Raw genomic sequence first — 15,675 nt, 5'->3', positions numbered from 1 at the left:
GGGTGAGAAGTGTCCATCGGCGGCATCCCGAAGGACACTTTCTCTTAATTTTAGGTGAGAAGTGTCCATCGGCGGCATCCCGAAGGACACTTTCTCTGATTTTTAGGTGAGAAGTGTCCATCGGCAGCTTTCCGAAGGCCGCCACCCACAATTTTTAAGTGGAAATTGTCCTACATCACAATGTTAAGGGTCTTAAGTGTTTTGCAAGGGGAAATTCTTCGACAATTTTGTTTTTAATTCAAATCAGGCCAATTTAACTGAAAATCCATTTGCTTTTTTTGTAAAAAATAATATAATTGTTTATATATTTTGGAAACTGAAAGCTTTGAGAAGGAAAAGTAAATAGGGCAGTATTTGATAGAGAGCTTCCGATGGTGGAAAGGAAGTAAATGAACCCTTTTGAAAATGACCTTTGAGCTTCGCACCGAACGCTTATGAGCTAGTAGGCTGCGACGGGAATGGCACTCGTTATTACAGCGGCAGTATCTCTTTTAAAAGACGTACTGATAGAGGCAAATAGTGTGAGCTATTTGTAAATGTAGGTGGTACCACGGGTAAACTCGTCCTAATCGTAATGATTAGGGCGTTTTTTTTTATTTATTTTTGGGAGGAATTAGAAATGACAATCGTAATCGGAGGAGCATGGCCTTATGCCAATGGATCGTTGCATCTAGGCCATATTGCGGCATTGTTGCCAGGCGATATTTTAGCAAGGTATTACAGACAAAAAGGAGAAAAAGTCGTTTATGTTTCAGGAAGTGATTGTAATGGCACCCCAATTTCGATTCGGGCTAATCAAGAACATACAACAACAGAGGTCATCGCAAACCGCTACCATGAGGAGTTTGCTGACTGTTTTAGGAAATTAGGATTCACCTACGATCTTTACACAAGAACAGATGCTAAACATCATCATCAATCAGTTCAAAAGATATTTTTACAGCTATTGGAAAATGGCTATTTATATCCGAAAAAGATTGAACAAGCGTATTGTGAGCATGACAAGCAATTTTTACCGGATCGTTTTGTCGAGGGGATTTGTCCTAATTGCGGTGCCAAGGCGAGAGGTGACCAGTGTGATAACTGTTCGAAAATTCTTGATCCGCTGGATTTACTTGAAAAACGATGTAAAATTTGCGGAAATGAGCCAGTAATTAAGGAAACGGAGCATTTTTATTTTGCTTTTAGTCAATTTCAACAGGAGTTAGAGGACTTCGTCGGCAAAGCAGATGAGGATCATCACTGGCGGGAAAATGCTGTGGCGTTAACGAAAAGATATCTGCAAGAAGGCGTTCCAGATAGAGCCGTTACGCGGGACTTACCGAATGGTGTAGATGTTCCCGTCGCAGGATTTGAGGGGAAGAAAATTTATGTCTGGATTGAAGCTGTTGCAGGATATTTAACGGCCAGTATGGAATGGGCTAAACAAAATGGTAAAAGTATTGAACAGTTATGGAACGAAGACACAATTTCTTATTACGTCCACGGGAAGGATAATATTCCATTCCATACGGTTATTTGGCCCGCTGTTTTAATGGGTATTAGGAGCAAAGCATTGCCGACACATATTATTTCGAATGAATATTTAACATTGGAGAAAAGGAAGTTATCAACGAGCCAAAATTGGGCGGTTTGGGTTCCATATATTTTAAGTAAATATGATCCCGATTCCATTCGCTACTTCTTAACCATCAATGCTCCAGAAAATCGCGATACCGATTTCTCGTGGCGTGAATTTATCTATAGCCACAACGGAGAACTGCTCGGGGCCTATGGAAATTTTGTTAATCGCACGTTAAAGTTTATTGAAAAATCGTTTAGGGGCAACATACCGCAAGTAGAAGTTGAAACGGAGATTAAGAAAAAGACGATTGAACTTTTCAACACTACTGGTACGTTAATTGAAAAAGGTCATTTTAAACAAGCGCTAGAGGGGATTTTTCAATATATTCGTGGTGCGAACCGTTATTTTGATGAACAACAACCATGGATTCAAGTAAAGGATAATCCTATTAAAGGCGATATTACGTTAGCAACCTGTACGTATATCATTGCGAATTTAGCCCAATTACTGCAGCCATTTTTGCCTTTTTCCGCAGAGAGAATTCGAAAAATGTTAGGTGTCTCAACAGTTGAATGGCATGAACAATCACAACTGCCAAGTAAAGTAGAATCCGTATTACCGTTGTTCGAACGCTTAGATATTCAGTTGATTGAGGAAGAATATAATTATTTGGTTGATTCATCTAAGCGATAAAAGCTAAACGATTCCTTTTGACCGTTTCAACCAACTTTCGGGGCAAACGGTCATTATCTCCAATTCATAAAACCCGAGCTAATCAATTTTTAAGTCAGCTGGTCGTTATAACCGGTTTATAAAGCCCGAGCCAATCAATTTTTGACCCAGATGGTCGTTATAAACAGTTCATAAAGCCCAAGCTAATCAATTTTTGAGTCAGCTGGTCGTTATAAACAGTTCATAAAGCCCGAGCCAATCAATTTTTGAGCCAGCTGGTCGTTATAACCGGTTCATAAAGCCCGAGCCAATCAGTTTTTGAGCCAACTGGTCGTTATAACCGGTTCATAAAGCCCGAGCCAATCAATTTTTGAGCCAGTTGGTCGTTATAACCGGTTTATAAGGCCCGAACCATCCAAATTCCAGGTTAGATGGTCGTTATAACCGATTCATAAAGCCCGAGCCAATCAATTTTTGAGTCAGCTGGTCGTTATAACCGGTTTATAAGGCCCGAACCATCCAATTTTCAGGTCAGATGGTCGTTATAAACCGTTCATAAAGCCCGAGCTAATCAATTTTTGAGTCAGATGGTAGTTATAACCGGTTTATAAGGCCCGAACCATCCAATTTTCAGGTTAGCTGGTCGTTATAACCGATTCATAAAGGCCGAGTCAATCAATTTTTGAGTCAGCTGGTTATTATAACCGGTTTATAAAGCCTGTTCCAACCAGCTTTCGGGTCAGACGGTCATTATAAATAGTTCATAAAGCCCGAACCATCTAATTTTCAGGTCAGCTTGTCGTTATAGAAATGATGAGGTAATTAATCATAAATTATCAAGGAAGCGAGGTGCCGGTTCGCAATTTCTTCGAAAAATAATATGGAAAATTATGTTAAAATGGATAATGAGTATATTTTTTGAGGGCGGACTAACGAAATAAACATGATTGAGAGGAATGAACGATATGAATATCTGGTTGTACTGTGTGTATGCGGTAATATTGGGTATTGTCTCAGTTTTTACAGGTGAGATTGTTACCTTTGTTATGTTGGGGTTTATTCTATTAAGCTTACATAATATAAATTCAACATTAAAGAAGTTGGTTGAAATCAATAAATCTAAGGAATAAAGGAGGTAACTAAGAAAATGGAAACAAAAATCAATTTGCTTAATGAATACATGAATTCACTGGCTGCGCACAACTATTTTAATGGAGCGGTTCTCGTAGGCTACAAAGGGGAAGTCCTGTTAAAGAAAGGGTACGGATTTTCATCATTCCAGTATGATATTCCGAATATGCCGTCCACTAAATTTCGCATTGGTTCGTTAACGAAGGCATTTACTGCAATGGTGATCTTGAAACTTTATTCCAAAGGAGCATTGGATCTTGATGATTCTATCGATGCGATTCTTCCAGATTATCCGAATGGCTCCCTAATAACAGTCCGCCATTTATTAAATCATTCATCAGGAATAGCCAATTTTACATCTACACCGGATTATTGGACAAGCACGATGAGACTGCCGGTAAATTTGCAGGAGGCTATTGATGCTTTTAAGATATTGCCGCTGGAGTTTGATCCAGGAACAGATATGAACTACAGCAATTCCGGTTATTTATTATTAACCGCCATTATTGAGAAAGTATCAGGAATGACTTTTGCTGATTTTCTTCAAAAAGAAATTTTCGATAAACTAGGTTTAGCAAACACTGGAGTTGATAACGGACGAACAATCATTAAATCACTGGCACAAGGCCACACAGTTTGGGAAAAAGTTATCCATACAGAGCATATCGACATGTCATTTCCACTGGGCGCTTACGGGATATTTTCAACTGTTGAGGATCTATACCGTTGGTGTCAGGCACTAATAAGCAATTCTTTAATAGACAAAGAGTTACAAAATCAAATGTTTACGAGCATAAATGGGTATGGGTTTGGCTGGTTCATTGAGGATGGAGCACAAAAAGAGGTCAGTCATTTTGGTGATATCAATGGCTTCGTCAATCATCTTGTAATGTATCCGGAGGATGAACTTGTCGTGATTGTACTAAGTAATATCAATATTACGCCGGTAACGCAGATTAGCAGCGACCTTATCAACATTGTATTTGGAAAAAAGGTTGAGGGAACTCAGCCGTTTAATCCAGTCGAGCTAGAGAGTGAAAACCTTGTAGGGACATATATGAATGGGGAAGAGACCTTATCGATTCATTTTGACAAAGAACTTTATGCGGTCGTTCCAAAAATGTACGGAGTTCCCTATAAGTTCAAACTTGTACCAATTGAGACGAATCTTGAAAAAGTCATCTGTAAAAGCGATTTTATTCATGATACCTATATTTTCCGTTTGAGTGAAAAAGGAATACCACAATCTGTTGAGTTGATAGATTCGTATGGTGCTAAAAAAGTGTATATTAAGAGTCCATGAACTGGCACTAATAGCTAATCAAACGTTTGATTAAATTTTGGACACCATGTGAGTTAGGTTTGAAAAACTAACCAAACGTTTGATTAAATGGCTGAACCTGCTGGTATGACTAGCATGAGGGAACCAATCAAACGTTTGATTAAATGGCTGAACCTGCTGGTATGACTAGCCTGGGGAAACCGATTAAACGTTTGATTAAATTTCAGACACTAAGTGAGTCAGGTTTGTGAAACTAACCCAACGTTTGATCAAATCGCTGAATCCGTTGGTATGACTAGCCTGGGGAAACCAATCAAACGTTTGATTGAATTTTAGACACTAAGTGAGTCAGGTTTGAGAAACTAACCAAACGTTTGTTTAACTTTTTTACAAACAAATTGCGCTATTCATCACTTATTATTTTCCACCTTCATCCTACTCTTTAGAATCGCTTTTTTGGAGATACCTTTCCTTATGAACGATGAGCTCATCTCTTAACATCTGGAGCTGCAGGATTTGTTCATTCATCTCCTGAATCTTTCGGTCTGCATGCTGGATGATTCTTTTTTTCTCATCCAATCCTTCAGGGTTCGCTTCGTATAGCTCAATCATTTCCTTTATTTCTTGCAAACTGAAACCCAGCTTTTTACCACGAAGTATCAGTTTTAACCTTCTTCGTTCCTGGTTTGTGTAGCTTCGCTGCTTTGTTAAGCTGTCGCGCGTTTCTGACGTTAGCATTCCGACTTCTTCATAGTATCGAATCGTTCTTGAGCTGACATCAAACATTGATGCAAGTTCGCTTATTGAAAAAAGACTTTCCTCTGACATTCATTTATCCTCCTAGTTGACGTTAACGTTAACTTAACATTATAATAATTCTGAATAATTCAATTTGTCAATTGAAAATAAGGAGTGATTAGTTGATGAGCATAACCTCCCAAGATACAGAGGCTAGAGGGAAAAATTCCTACACCTTTGATGAATTTGTTGCAAACCGCGAAAACCTTGATTGGTATCGTGATGAACTATTTTTGCAAAAGGCAGTGGAAAAATTCACTGGTTCTGACTTTGAACAAATTCACGAAAAAATTCTGTCCTTTTCTCCAACGGTTTCTTCTAAATGGAATCATTTAGCCGTACAAAGCGCGAGGCCGGAAGTCCGTCCGCATATGCTTCACTATGATGCATTTAACCATAGGATAGACAGAGTGGTGCGGCCGATGGAAACCCAGCTTTTAGAAAAAGGAGTATTTGGTGAAGGGCTATTCTCTAGTCAAATGACTGCTTGGGAAAGTTTTGTTAAACGAATGTTGATTCATCAACTAGGAGAAGCGGGGGTTACCTGTCCTTTAACATGTACTCACGGATTAATTGCCCTAATTGAAGAATTTCCGGATGAGATTCATCCAGAACTCCAAAAGATTTTAACGCATACAAAAGAAGGAGTTAACGGGGAATTTGCTATTGGCGCCCAGTTTATGTCAGAAATCCAGGGCGGCTCTGATTTGCCTGCCAATTTATTAGAAGCCATTCCCGATGGAAAAAACTATCGGTTATATGGCAATAAATTCTTCTGTTCCGTCGCCCATGCCGATTATTCCGTAGTCACCGCCAAAATTTCCGGCTCAAACAAAGTATCCACCTTTATTGTTCCATCATGGCTGCCAGGAGATAAAGAGAAGGAAAAGAGAAATGGTTATCAAATTAACCGGATTAAATGGAAAATGGGTACCGCTGAGGTTCCAACCGGCGAATTCCAATACAATGGGGCTCTTGCTTATCCAATCGGTCCAAAAGATAAAGGCATTGCCGTAGCAGTCGGGATTGTACTGACATTATCCCGTCTTGAAATCGGCATTGCCTGCGCCGGATTTATGCTCCGTGCATCAAGAGAAGCAAATCTTTATAGTGAATTCCGCTCCGTTTTTGGTAAAAAGATAAAAGACTATCCGCTTGCAGCAAGCAAATTAAAGCTAATAGAGAATGCAACACAACGGACAACGGCTGCTGCCTTTAAAATTTATGATCTTTTCCTTCGGCTAGAAAAACCGCTCAATCCTGGACTAAAATCAGACCACCCGCTTGAAATCAGAAAACAACTATTTAATCTAAGAGAATTAATTTTACTGCAGAAAATTGGCGCTACCAAAGAGGGAGTAGAAGTATTACGCGAGGCAATCTCGGTGTTTGCCGGTCATGGCGTGATGGAAGAGTTCTCCTCACTCCCGCGGATATTCCGAGATGTCGTGGTAAACGAACAATGGGAAGGACCACGAAATCTGTTATTAACCCAAATTTATCGTGATATTAGTAGAGTGGCAGATTGGTATCCCCCATCTGATTTTGTTCGTAATGTGCTTGACGGTGCATCACAGGAAACCATCCAAACATTTTCAGAGCAACTAGTAGACCTGCTGCAACGGCCGGTCCTCGGAGAAGTAAGCGAAGGATCGATGGAAGCAGCAATAGAGTGGGACGCGTTTTGCAGTGCCTTCTTTAAAGCCTATCAGGAAGTGGCATTAGCGGAGATAAAGTAATTCGGTATGAAAGTGGAATTTCTGACAGTTAACTAGAATAAGTAAAAAGGGGACTTCTTAATTGTGAGAAGTTCCCTTTTTCCCTTTTTAAAAATTCTATCTTTTGCTGTAAAAAATAATATAAAATGGGAATAATAGAGGCTTGTTTTATGTATGAATCGAATTACAATTTTTGTAATAAAAAAGTGCTTCACTGCAATGAGTGGGTACATTCAATAAGAAAAACATTTTAAGGGAGGAGAAATGAGGATGTCGAATTATTTGGGCAGACCAAAATTAAAAATACCCAAGACAAAGAGTGAGTGGATTTGGAATGTAATTGGATATTTATTTTTTTTCGGATCGATTATTGTTTTACTTTATGTTTGGAGGACACTTCCGGGAGAAGTGCCTGCACATTACGATGCTGCAGGTGAGGTAGACCGCTGGGGATCAAAATGGGAGCTTCTTATTTTACCGTTTGTGGGGATATTCATTGCACTTCTAATGGGTATTTTGGAAAAATTCCCTGAAATCCATAATTATCCTCAACGATTAAATGAATCAAATGCAGAACAGTTTTATTTACAAAGCCGAAAAATTGTTAATCAATTAAAAAACATCTGTCTGATTCTTTTTTCACTCATCTTAGTTGAATCCATTTCGATACCTTTAGGCTGGGGCGGCGGTTTTGGCATTTGGTTTTTACCGCTAGCGCTTATTGGATTTGGTCTTCCAATCTTATTTGGAATTATGGGGCTTATGCGGATTAAATAACAGGGAAGGTTCTTATGCTTCATTTTAGTGAAGCACAAGAACCTTCGCCTTGCTTGATTGCATTAAAACGCCCAGTCTCCATTACGGAAGATTGGAACAATGGTGCCGTCTTGTTTGATGCCATCGATATCCATCTTGTCAGAGCCAATCATAAAGTCAACGTGAACAGTGGAAGTATTCATGCCATTTTTTAATAATTCTTCCTGGCTCATTTTTGTTCCACCTTGAATCGTAGTCGGGTAAGCTGCCCCGATTGCTAAGTGGTTTGAGGCATTTTCATCAAAAAGAGTATTGAAGAAAGTGATCCCTGATTGCGAAATTGGGGATGGATCTGGTACTAAGGCAACCTCACCTAAGCCAGTACCGCCTTCGTTATCAAACACCAATTTCTTAATCGCTTCATCGCCTTTTTCAGCAGAAATGTCCACGATCTTGCCATCCTTAAAGTGCACTTCAATGCCTTCAATTAATGTCCCGGCATAGCTTAACGGCTTTGTGCTGCGGACCACACCATCCATGCGATGGGTGTCAGGAGCAGTGAAAACTTCTTCCGTCGGCATGTTAGCAATAAATTCTTCTCCTTTTGGATTATAGCTTTCAGCACATGCCCAGATGTGGTTCTTCGGTAAGCCTAACGTTAAATCCGTACCAGGAGCTCTGTAGTGCAAGGCATCGAATTGGATTTCATTTAATTTTGTTGCCTTTTCATTCAATGTCTCTTTATGTTCATCCCAGGCAGCAATTGGATCGTCTGCATAAACGCGGGAGGTTTTGAAGATTTGATCCCATAAGGCATCGACTTGTTCTTCAGAAGTTGTGAGGTCAGGGAACACTTTTGCCGCCCAACCAGCTCCTGCTGCAGCTGCAACGGTCCATTTCAAATCATCATTTTGCGTCGCCTTGCGCTGAGCGCTGAACGCTTTTCCAAATACATTTTGATATGCAGCCACTTTAGAAGGATCGACTTCATTTAGTAAGCCAGGGTCACTTGATACAATAGAAAGGCGGCTTACGCGATGATTTAATACATGGTCCTCGGATTCTTGAATTTCGTATTCAGGAATGTCGGTCAGTACTTCTACAGGTTGATGTATGTAATGAAGTTTGCTAATTTCGTCATCGGACCATTTGACAATTACTTTTTCTGCGCCTAAAGCATAAGCCTCTTCCGTGACTAATCGAGCTAAAGGAGCTTGATCAACAGTAATGGTCATTTTTACCCAATCACCAGGTTGAACATTAATTCCTTTCGCCACTAAAAGTTTAGCGTATTTTTGCAAATTTGCTTCAAAATTTGGTAGTACCATTTTTTTACCCCCAATAGTTTTTTTCTAATTACCATATCATATTAGCACAATTAGACCCAAATTTCTGAAAGTAAATATTTCTTAAACTTTCATTAACTCCATTATTAATTAGAAAAAATGTCTAAAGCTTATCCAGAACCACTTCCATTTTATTATAGGGGGAGGATGATTCGAACGGTTGTGCCTCTTTGAGGCGCACTTTTTACATTAATGGAGCCTCCGTGTATATGAATTAATTGTTTGGTAATGGCCATTCCAAGACCAGTTCCACTGCCGGAGTCGCTTGTATTGGTGCCCCGATAGTAGCGATGGAAGAGTTTATTGAGTGTTTCATTGTCCATCCCGATACCATCATCTTCAATAGTAATCATTATAAGATGCTGTTCAATAGATGAAATCGATACCGTAATTTTCGTACCAGAAGGATTATACTTGATAGCATTCGCTAGCAGGTTATCAATAATCCTTTGAAACCATTTGGGGTCAATTGATGCGAAAATGGTTCCATTATGTGGATGGAAGAGAAATTCCTTATCATTGTTAGTTGGATTATTCATGAAATAGATGATGGTTCGACGGATAAATTCATTCATATCTACCTGTTCTTTTGCCATTGGTAAAGCCTGATTTTTTAAACGATACGTTAAGGTTAAGTCCTCAAGTAAGTCCATCATATATGTTGATTTTTCCGTTATGATTCCGGCGAATTCCCTTGTCTCTGTCTCTGTCCAGGAATAATTTTTCGATTCAAGCATTTGCGCATAACCGGAAATGGAGGAAAGCGGTGTTTTTAAGTCATGGGAAAGACCGCTAATCCATTCTTCCCGCGTCTGCGTCATTTTCCCTCTTTGTGCTTCGTTTTGTTTTAGGGTTTCCGTTAATTGTGAGAGGGTTGCAATGAGATCCTTGTATAAACGATACTTTCTTTTTAATTTTCCTTTTTTATTTAACATCATCTGGCGTTGATGGAGATCCTGCGGCTGCTCAAATAAACCACTGCCAAGATTTTGAATCCATTTCATCATCATAATCAATGGAACCCCGAATTTACGTGCATACCAGAAAGTGCCTATCAACAATAGCAGAAATAATAATACAGGAATGATTAAAAAACCTTTAGTCATCGTTTTGACGAGGCTTACTTCAAGATTTGGGGTTGATCCTGATTCATTTATGCCCACAATAATCGTTTGTTCTGACCTTGTATCAAAGTAAGCGGCAATGGATTCGTGTTTTTCCTTTGTTAAGTTGTGAAGATCCTGAATCGAGTATGTTATGGGTTCCTTATCTGTACCGTATTGATCAAGTACTTTACCGGTTGAATCAATCAATTGAGCCCAGCCTTTTTCTTCATTCAATTGTTGAAGAGTGGCAGCAGAAAGATGAAGCTGATGATTGTTCCAATCGACATCTGCCTTCATATCGTTTAATAATCTAGTCTCTGCATTCTTTCTTCCGAATAAAAGTAAGTACGTCTGCGGGCCAGTTTCTTTTAACAGCCAATGCGTGTATTCCGTAGTGACAGAGCTATCTTGCAGCAGTATAGCGGCCAGTTCGCTTTGTGTAAAATGGGCCGGGACTTGTTTCGGTGCTTGATAAGATCCAATGATATCGCCTTTTTGTGTAAGCATAAGGAGCCAGCCGTTCTGATTTGCCGTCAACGATTTTAATTCATCATTAAATGTTGCTTTATTTCCATGTATCGTAATCCGATTAGAAAAAAAAGCGTCATCTGCCTTGGATAGATCTTGGGTAACCTCATCATTCATAATCGAAAAGCCAATAATGCCCCAAATGGAGATTAATAGAAAGAAAAAGAGGATAAACACAAGGATTAACTGGATAAAAAACTGTACAATAAAACGTTTATGGATGTTCATGGCTGCCACCATCTGGTACAAATTTATAGCCAAGCCCTCTTACAGTAAGAATGTGACGCGGCTTACTTGGATTGTCCTCGATCTTTTCCCGAAGCTTTCTAATATGGACCATAACGGTATTATCCTCACCTAGAAATTCTTCGCCCCACACATTTTCGTATAGCTGGCTTTTACTAAATAGCTGATTTGGATGTTTACAGAAGAATAGCAGGAGCTGATAGACCTGTGCTGGTAATTCCACAGTCTTGCCTCCTGCGGCCACTTCCCCAGAGAGGGTATTTACATGGATGGATCCATATTGGTAAATCGTTTTAGATGTGTTTGTGATCTTTCCTGAGTGACGCCGTAAATGTGCTTTGATTCTTGCGACGACTTCTAAGGGATTAAAGGGTTTTGTGATATAATCGTCTGCGCCTAATGCAAAGCCCGAAAGTTTATCCAAATCTGTTGACCGTGCTGTCAGGAAGAAAATCGGGGCATCGGTTGTTTCCCTAATGAGCGGGCAAATTTCAAAACCACTGCGGTTTGGAAGCATTACATCCAAAAGGATTAAGTCATATCGTTTGGTTTGACATAAGGCAAGAGCATCCTCAGCTGAACTTGCCGTATCGATCAGGTTAAAGGCTTCCTTTTTTAGAATCGTTGTTAACATATGTAAAATAGCTTTCTCATCATCGACAATTAATAATTGTGGCTCGTGCATAAAGAAACTCCTATTCTATTTCAATCTATACATTATCATATCATTCAGTTGCCAAATATCTAGGAATTAAGGAACAATTAAGGTGGGATTTTAGTTGGGTTAAGATAGAACCACTATAATGATGGTAAAGATTCACACAAGAAAGAAGCGGAAAGGAGAAACAAACTATGTATGTAATCGGTAAAAGGGAATTTATGAGTTTATTCAAAGGGGTAAAATCGCTTATCGTCATTGCAATTTTATTAGTAACTTCCTATTATTCAGCCAAGTTTGCGAATTTTTTACTGTCGGGGATCGAGCTTTCAGCAAAGGAAGCTGAAAATATTCACACGGTTGGTCTTTTAGGCTTGCTGTTACTCCTCGGCCAATTGTTTATAACAGGCCTTTCCCATGATACAATCAACCGAGAGACACACGAACGCACGATGCGATTTTTAGTAACAAGAACGTCAAGAACGTCCATAGTACTTGGAAAATTTTTGGGTATTTGGCTGTTTTGGTTTATTTGCCTGATAATCTCCTTCCTGATTATCAGTATGTTTGCACAGAAAATCGATATTTTTATTTTTTCTCAGACCATGAGTTTAGTAACCTATCAAATTTCCTTAACTATCTTGCTTTCAGTCCTGATCCCTAAGCCTGGATTTACGATGTTTTTAGGAATTGTGCTTGGACTTTCCTTTCCGATTTTGGGATTATGGGTTGTGTTTACGTCGAATGTTTGGGTGAGTTGGACGAAGTTTTTTACCCCTTTTTATTATTTAGAGCGCGAAGATTTTTCTTTTTTAGTGATTTTTATAGTAGCAGGTATCATGCTCTTTTTCGCCAATTTTATATTTAAAAGGAGAGAATGTTGATGATTGCCATTGAAACAAAGCAGCTGAAGAAATCATATGGAGCGACGCCAATCGTAAAAGGAATAGATCTTATCGTGAAACAAGGGGAAATCTTTGGTTTCTTAGGTCGGAATGGAGCTGGAAAATCCACTTTTATCAACATGTTAACTGGCATTATTCAACCAAGCTCTGGTACATACTCCCTGTTAGGTGTAAAAGGTCCCAACGATCAAGTAAAGAAACGGATAGGGGTAATGCCTGATTACTCCACTTTATATGGCTCCTTAACCGCGTTGGAGCATTTAAAATATCTTTCGGCCTTGTCAGGAAAGCCGGCCGGAAAAGAATGGTGTTTGGAGATCCTAAAGTTAGTGGGTCTGGAAACTGATGCTCGTAAAAAAGTGGCTAAATTCTCATTTGGTATGAAAAAGAAACTAGGGATTGCGCTAGCCATCATCCATGATCCTGAGCTCATTTTTCTTGATGAACCTACTTCCGGTTTAGATCCTGAATCTGCAATTCATACCCATAAGCTGATCCGTGGTCTGCAAAAAAGAGGAAAGACTATATTTATGACATCCCATAATCTGGCTGAAGTAGAGAAACTTTGTACACAAATTGCGATTATGAAAGAAGGGCAGATTGTGAATTGCGGCACAATGGATGAACTGAGAGCTTTTAATCGGTCGACCATCAAGGTTAGGGTCAAGCATTCTCCGGTGCCGACATCGGAACAAATGAAATTACATCAGTGGCTGGAGTCAGCAGGGACGGATTTGGAAGTGAAGGATCCCTATGTAACCATTACCGTAAAAGATGAGAAACGAATTGCTGAAATCATCCGAGCGTTTCAGCAGTGTCGGGCAGATGTCCTTCGTGTTGAAGTAGAAGAACCATCGCTTGAAGATATATTTCTGGATGAATAACTTCGATATCTTACTAAACACAGAGGCGTCGAAATAAAGAAGGTGATTTTTATGTATTCTCAAATGAATGGACCCCAAAAACGATTATCTAAGGATGCAGTGAAAGTATGGATCATAAGTGAAACGATTGCGAGTGTAATTGGATTCATTATCCTTGGGATTCTACTTTATCTGGACTATCGTTTTTCTTGGAAAGAGTGGATTGGCTGGATTCTGAAGGGATTGCTCCTGATTTCTTTGCTAGGCGCAGTCTGGTCATGGATTAAGTCGATACTACTTTATAAAAGCTGGCGTTATGATGTCAATGAAGAGTTTTTACAATTGAAATCAGGTGTATTAAATGAAAAATATCTACTAGTCCCGATGACCAAAATACAATCGGTAGCAACTAATCAAGGACCGGTACTGAGAAAATATGGGCTTTGTTCCGTTTCCATTGAAACTATTGCTTCTTCTCACACCATTCCGGCCCTGCCTAAAGTGGCCGCCATTGAATTAAGGAACCAGATTGCTCATTATGCAAAAATTAAGGAAGTAGAGTCATGATACCAGCAAAACGATACCACCCACTTCTGATGCTTTTTGACCTATGGTCGGTACTAAAGAACAATTTTTTCATTTTTATTTTTTTGTTTGTGATCAAAGCTAGGTCGCAATCACCCTTCATTCTATATGGCAGGATCCTATTTTTCATAGTTTTTGGAGTGGCGTTTATTTACATTATTTTAAAATGGTTCACCCATAAATATGAACTTGATGGTCGGTCGTTTCATCTGTACAAAGGAATTTTCAACAAATCAGAGCGAACCATTCCTTTTTCAAAAATTCAAAACGTCAACCGTCATACCTCTCTTTTTCATCGGTTGTTTAAAGTGACTTCCATCAGCTTTGAAACGGGAATGACAGGTGAAGAAGCTGCTGTGAAATTCGAAGTTGTTTCGCAACTAGAATCATTGCGAATGGAACAGCATATAACAAGTGAAGTAAACGATAATGCTATGAATCTGTCTCCTTCAGAAATAGCAGTAAAAAAAGTAGATTCCATCCGAATTATTCATTTTAAACCAATGAAAAAGGATATCTTAAAAGCAAGTTTTACATCATTAAGCTTTCTCGTATTTATTCCTTTCCTTTTATCGATTTATTCTAAAATTGATGAAATCCTTCATCTGGAAAAAGAAACAGAGGGGATCTTTTTCTATATCATCAGTTCTTGGTGGATTGTTACAACCATTGTCGTTGTCCTCATCATGGCTTCTGTTGCTTTTGGAATCGCAAGGGCATTTATAAAATATGGGAAGTATGAAATTTCCTCCGACCAGAATCGTATTTATATTACAAAAGGTGTCATCGATGAAACGGCCTTTTCGATTGCAAAAGAAAAGGTGCAAGCAATTGAAATTAAGCAGTCCATACTGAAACGTTTGCTTGGCCTTGCCGAAGTGAAGCTGACTAGTGCTGGCAGTCTTAGTTTCGGAGAGGAAACGCTTGAAATTAATTCACTTTACCCGTTCCTCCCCGTTCAACGAGCTTATGAAATGGTATCGGAAATTTTACCGACTTATGAAGTAACACCAAAGATGAAGCGTCTACCAAAAAAATCTTTATGGGTCCGCTTATTTAGCCCGAGTTGGATCTGGGTGATTGCCACGGCAGTTCTATTTTATTTTAGACCAGCTGTCTTAGGGGTGGGACAAGCATGGTGGATATTATCGGCTGCTTTGTTATTAATAATAATTGTAATAAGATGGCTAGATTTCATACATACAAAATATATTTTGAACGATCGCTTCATTCAACACAAAACGGGCAGTCTAACTACTTCTTTATTCGTTTCCAAACGAGAAAAAGTGATTGAAGTAAAAGTAACACGGTCTATTTTTCAAAAATGGTTAGGGCTTGCCTCGATAGAAACAATCAATCGAGCGAAACCAATACAGCATAATGGGATTGAGGATGTGCCAGTAGAATTTGCTGACTCGTTTTACAAATGGTATATGGGACGCAGAAACGAAATTGAAATTGAAAATGAATAAATGTGGTTTACCATTCTGACCAAGAGATTTTCCTTTTTACAGAAA

General features: G+C 39.1%; 12 protein-coding genes and 1 other annotated feature. Of the genes, 8 read left to right on the top strand and 4 right to left on the bottom strand.

Annotated features, from left to right (window positions below; translation table 11 throughout):
* Window positions 1–316 precede the first annotated feature (316 nt).
* Window positions 317–571: a binding site (T-box leader), on the top strand.
* Window positions 572–619: 48 nt separating this feature from the next.
* Entirely contained in the window at window positions 620–2,257 is a 1,638-nt protein-coding gene (metG, locus tag ACFVSW_RS17230) for a methionine--tRNA ligase (protein ID WP_387317884.1), read from the top strand.
* A gap of 1,126 nt (window positions 2,258–3,383) precedes the next feature.
* Complete coding sequence (locus ACFVSW_RS17225; RefSeq protein ID WP_387317883.1) at window positions 3,384–4,670, top strand: serine hydrolase domain-containing protein; 1,287 nt, start codon at window positions 3,384–3,386, stop codon at window positions 4,668–4,670.
* A gap of 414 nt (window positions 4,671–5,084) precedes the next feature.
* On the opposite strand, the gene ACFVSW_RS17220 is transcribed toward ACFVSW_RS17225, so the two are convergent.
* Window positions 5,085–5,477 carry a MerR family DNA-binding protein gene (locus ACFVSW_RS17220; RefSeq protein ID WP_387317882.1) on the bottom strand — a complete coding sequence of 131 codons (393 nt, stop codon included), beginning with the start codon at window positions 5,475–5,477 and terminating at the stop codon, window positions 5,085–5,087.
* Between the two features lie 95 nt (window positions 5,478–5,572).
* Here ACFVSW_RS17220 and ACFVSW_RS17215 point away from each other — a divergent pair, with 95 nt between their 5' ends.
* Both ACFVSW_RS17215 and ACFVSW_RS17210 read left to right on the top strand, forming a co-directional pair.
* Window positions 5,573–7,186, top strand: a complete 1,614-nt coding sequence (locus tag ACFVSW_RS17215) for an acyl-CoA dehydrogenase family protein (protein ID WP_387317881.1) — start codon at window positions 5,573–5,575, stop codon at window positions 7,184–7,186.
* A 249-nt stretch (window positions 7,187–7,435) separates the two neighbouring features.
* A complete protein-coding gene (locus tag ACFVSW_RS17210) occupies window positions 7,436–7,942 on the top strand; it encodes a DUF1648 domain-containing protein (protein ID WP_387317880.1) in 507 nt (168 codons plus the stop codon).
* 62 nt (window positions 7,943–8,004) lie between these two features.
* Here the strand turns inward: ACFVSW_RS17210 and ACFVSW_RS17205 are convergent, their stop codons facing one another.
* From ACFVSW_RS17205 to ACFVSW_RS17195, 3 genes are all read right to left on the bottom strand, one after another.
* Window positions 8,005–9,249 (bottom strand): aminopeptidase, encoded by a 1,245-nt coding sequence (locus ACFVSW_RS17205; protein WP_387317879.1) that lies wholly within the window; start codon window positions 9,247–9,249, stop codon window positions 8,005–8,007.
* A 152-nt stretch (window positions 9,250–9,401) separates the two neighbouring features.
* Entirely contained in the window at window positions 9,402–11,129 is a 1,728-nt protein-coding gene (locus tag ACFVSW_RS17200; protein ID WP_387317878.1) for a sensor histidine kinase, read from the bottom strand.
* The gene (locus ACFVSW_RS17195; RefSeq protein ID WP_387317877.1) at window positions 11,116–11,832 is read right to left on the bottom strand and encodes a response regulator transcription factor; all 717 of its coding nucleotides are present in this window, start codon (window positions 11,830–11,832) and stop codon (window positions 11,116–11,118) included. The genes ACFVSW_RS17200 and ACFVSW_RS17195 overlap by 14 nt, the downstream gene beginning before the upstream one ends.
* Window positions 11,833–11,999: 167 nt before the next feature.
* On the opposite strand from ACFVSW_RS17195, the gene ACFVSW_RS17190 reads away from it, so the two are divergent.
* From ACFVSW_RS17190 to ACFVSW_RS17175, 4 genes are read left to right on the top strand one after another with little or no spacing between them, the layout of a single operon-like run.
* Window positions 12,000–12,689 carry an ABC transporter permease gene (locus ACFVSW_RS17190; protein ID WP_387317876.1) on the top strand — a complete coding sequence of 230 codons (690 nt, stop codon included), beginning with the start codon at window positions 12,000–12,002 and terminating at the stop codon, window positions 12,687–12,689.
* Window positions 12,689–13,594 carry an ABC transporter ATP-binding protein gene (locus ACFVSW_RS17185; RefSeq protein ID WP_387317875.1) on the top strand — a complete coding sequence of 302 codons (906 nt, stop codon included), beginning with the start codon at window positions 12,689–12,691 and terminating at the stop codon, window positions 13,592–13,594. The genes ACFVSW_RS17190 and ACFVSW_RS17185 overlap by 1 nt, the downstream gene beginning before the upstream one ends.
* Window positions 13,595–13,645: 51 nt before the next feature.
* Entirely contained in the window at window positions 13,646–14,140 is a 495-nt protein-coding gene (locus ACFVSW_RS17180) for a PH domain-containing protein (RefSeq protein WP_387317874.1), read from the top strand.
* Complete coding sequence (locus ACFVSW_RS17175; protein WP_387317873.1) at window positions 14,137–15,630, top strand: PH domain-containing protein; 1,494 nt, start codon at window positions 14,137–14,139, stop codon at window positions 15,628–15,630. The genes ACFVSW_RS17180 and ACFVSW_RS17175 overlap by 4 nt, the downstream gene beginning before the upstream one ends.
* The last annotated feature ends 45 nt before the right edge of the window (window positions 15,631–15,675 follow it).

Source organism: Neobacillus sp. NPDC058068, assembly GCF_042885335.1.
GTDB lineage: Bacteria > Bacillota > Bacilli > Bacillales > Cytobacillaceae > Neobacillus.
This window is presented reverse-complemented; position numbering and strand designations above follow the sequence as displayed.

Excerpts from the sequence above, each read along its gene's own strand:
- ACFVSW_RS17225 (WP_387317883.1), top strand. The coding sequence starts at position 3,384 with ATGGAAACAAAAATCAATTTGCTTAATGAATACATGAATTCACTGGCT.
- ACFVSW_RS17190 (WP_387317876.1), top strand. The coding sequence starts at position 12,000 with ATGTATGTAATCGGTAAAAGGGAATTTATGAGTTTATTCAAAGGGGTA.
- ACFVSW_RS17215 (WP_387317881.1), top strand. The coding sequence starts at position 5,573 with ATGAGCATAACCTCCCAAGATACAGAGGCTAGAGGGAAAAATTCCTAC.
- ACFVSW_RS17200 (WP_387317878.1), bottom strand. The coding sequence starts at position 11,129 with ATGAACATCCATAAACGTTTTATTGTACAGTTTTTTATCCAGTTAATC.
- ACFVSW_RS17210 (WP_387317880.1), top strand. The coding sequence starts at position 7,436 with ATGTCGAATTATTTGGGCAGACCAAAATTAAAAATACCCAAGACAAAG.
- ACFVSW_RS17175 (WP_387317873.1), top strand. The coding sequence starts at position 14,137 with ATGATACCAGCAAAACGATACCACCCACTTCTGATGCTTTTTGACCTA.
- ACFVSW_RS17180 (WP_387317874.1), top strand. The coding sequence starts at position 13,646 with ATGTATTCTCAAATGAATGGACCCCAAAAACGATTATCTAAGGATGCA.
- ACFVSW_RS17220 (WP_387317882.1), bottom strand. The coding sequence starts at position 5,477 with ATGTCAGAGGAAAGTCTTTTTTCAATAAGCGAACTTGCATCAATGTTT.
- ACFVSW_RS17185 (WP_387317875.1), top strand. The coding sequence starts at position 12,689 with ATGATTGCCATTGAAACAAAGCAGCTGAAGAAATCATATGGAGCGACG.
- metG (WP_387317884.1), top strand. The coding sequence starts at position 620 with ATGACAATCGTAATCGGAGGAGCATGGCCTTATGCCAATGGATCGTTG.
- ACFVSW_RS17195 (WP_387317877.1), bottom strand. The coding sequence starts at position 11,832 with ATGCACGAGCCACAATTATTAATTGTCGATGATGAGAAAGCTATTTTA.
- ACFVSW_RS17205 (WP_387317879.1), bottom strand. The coding sequence starts at position 9,249 with ATGGTACTACCAAATTTTGAAGCAAATTTGCAAAAATACGCTAAACTT.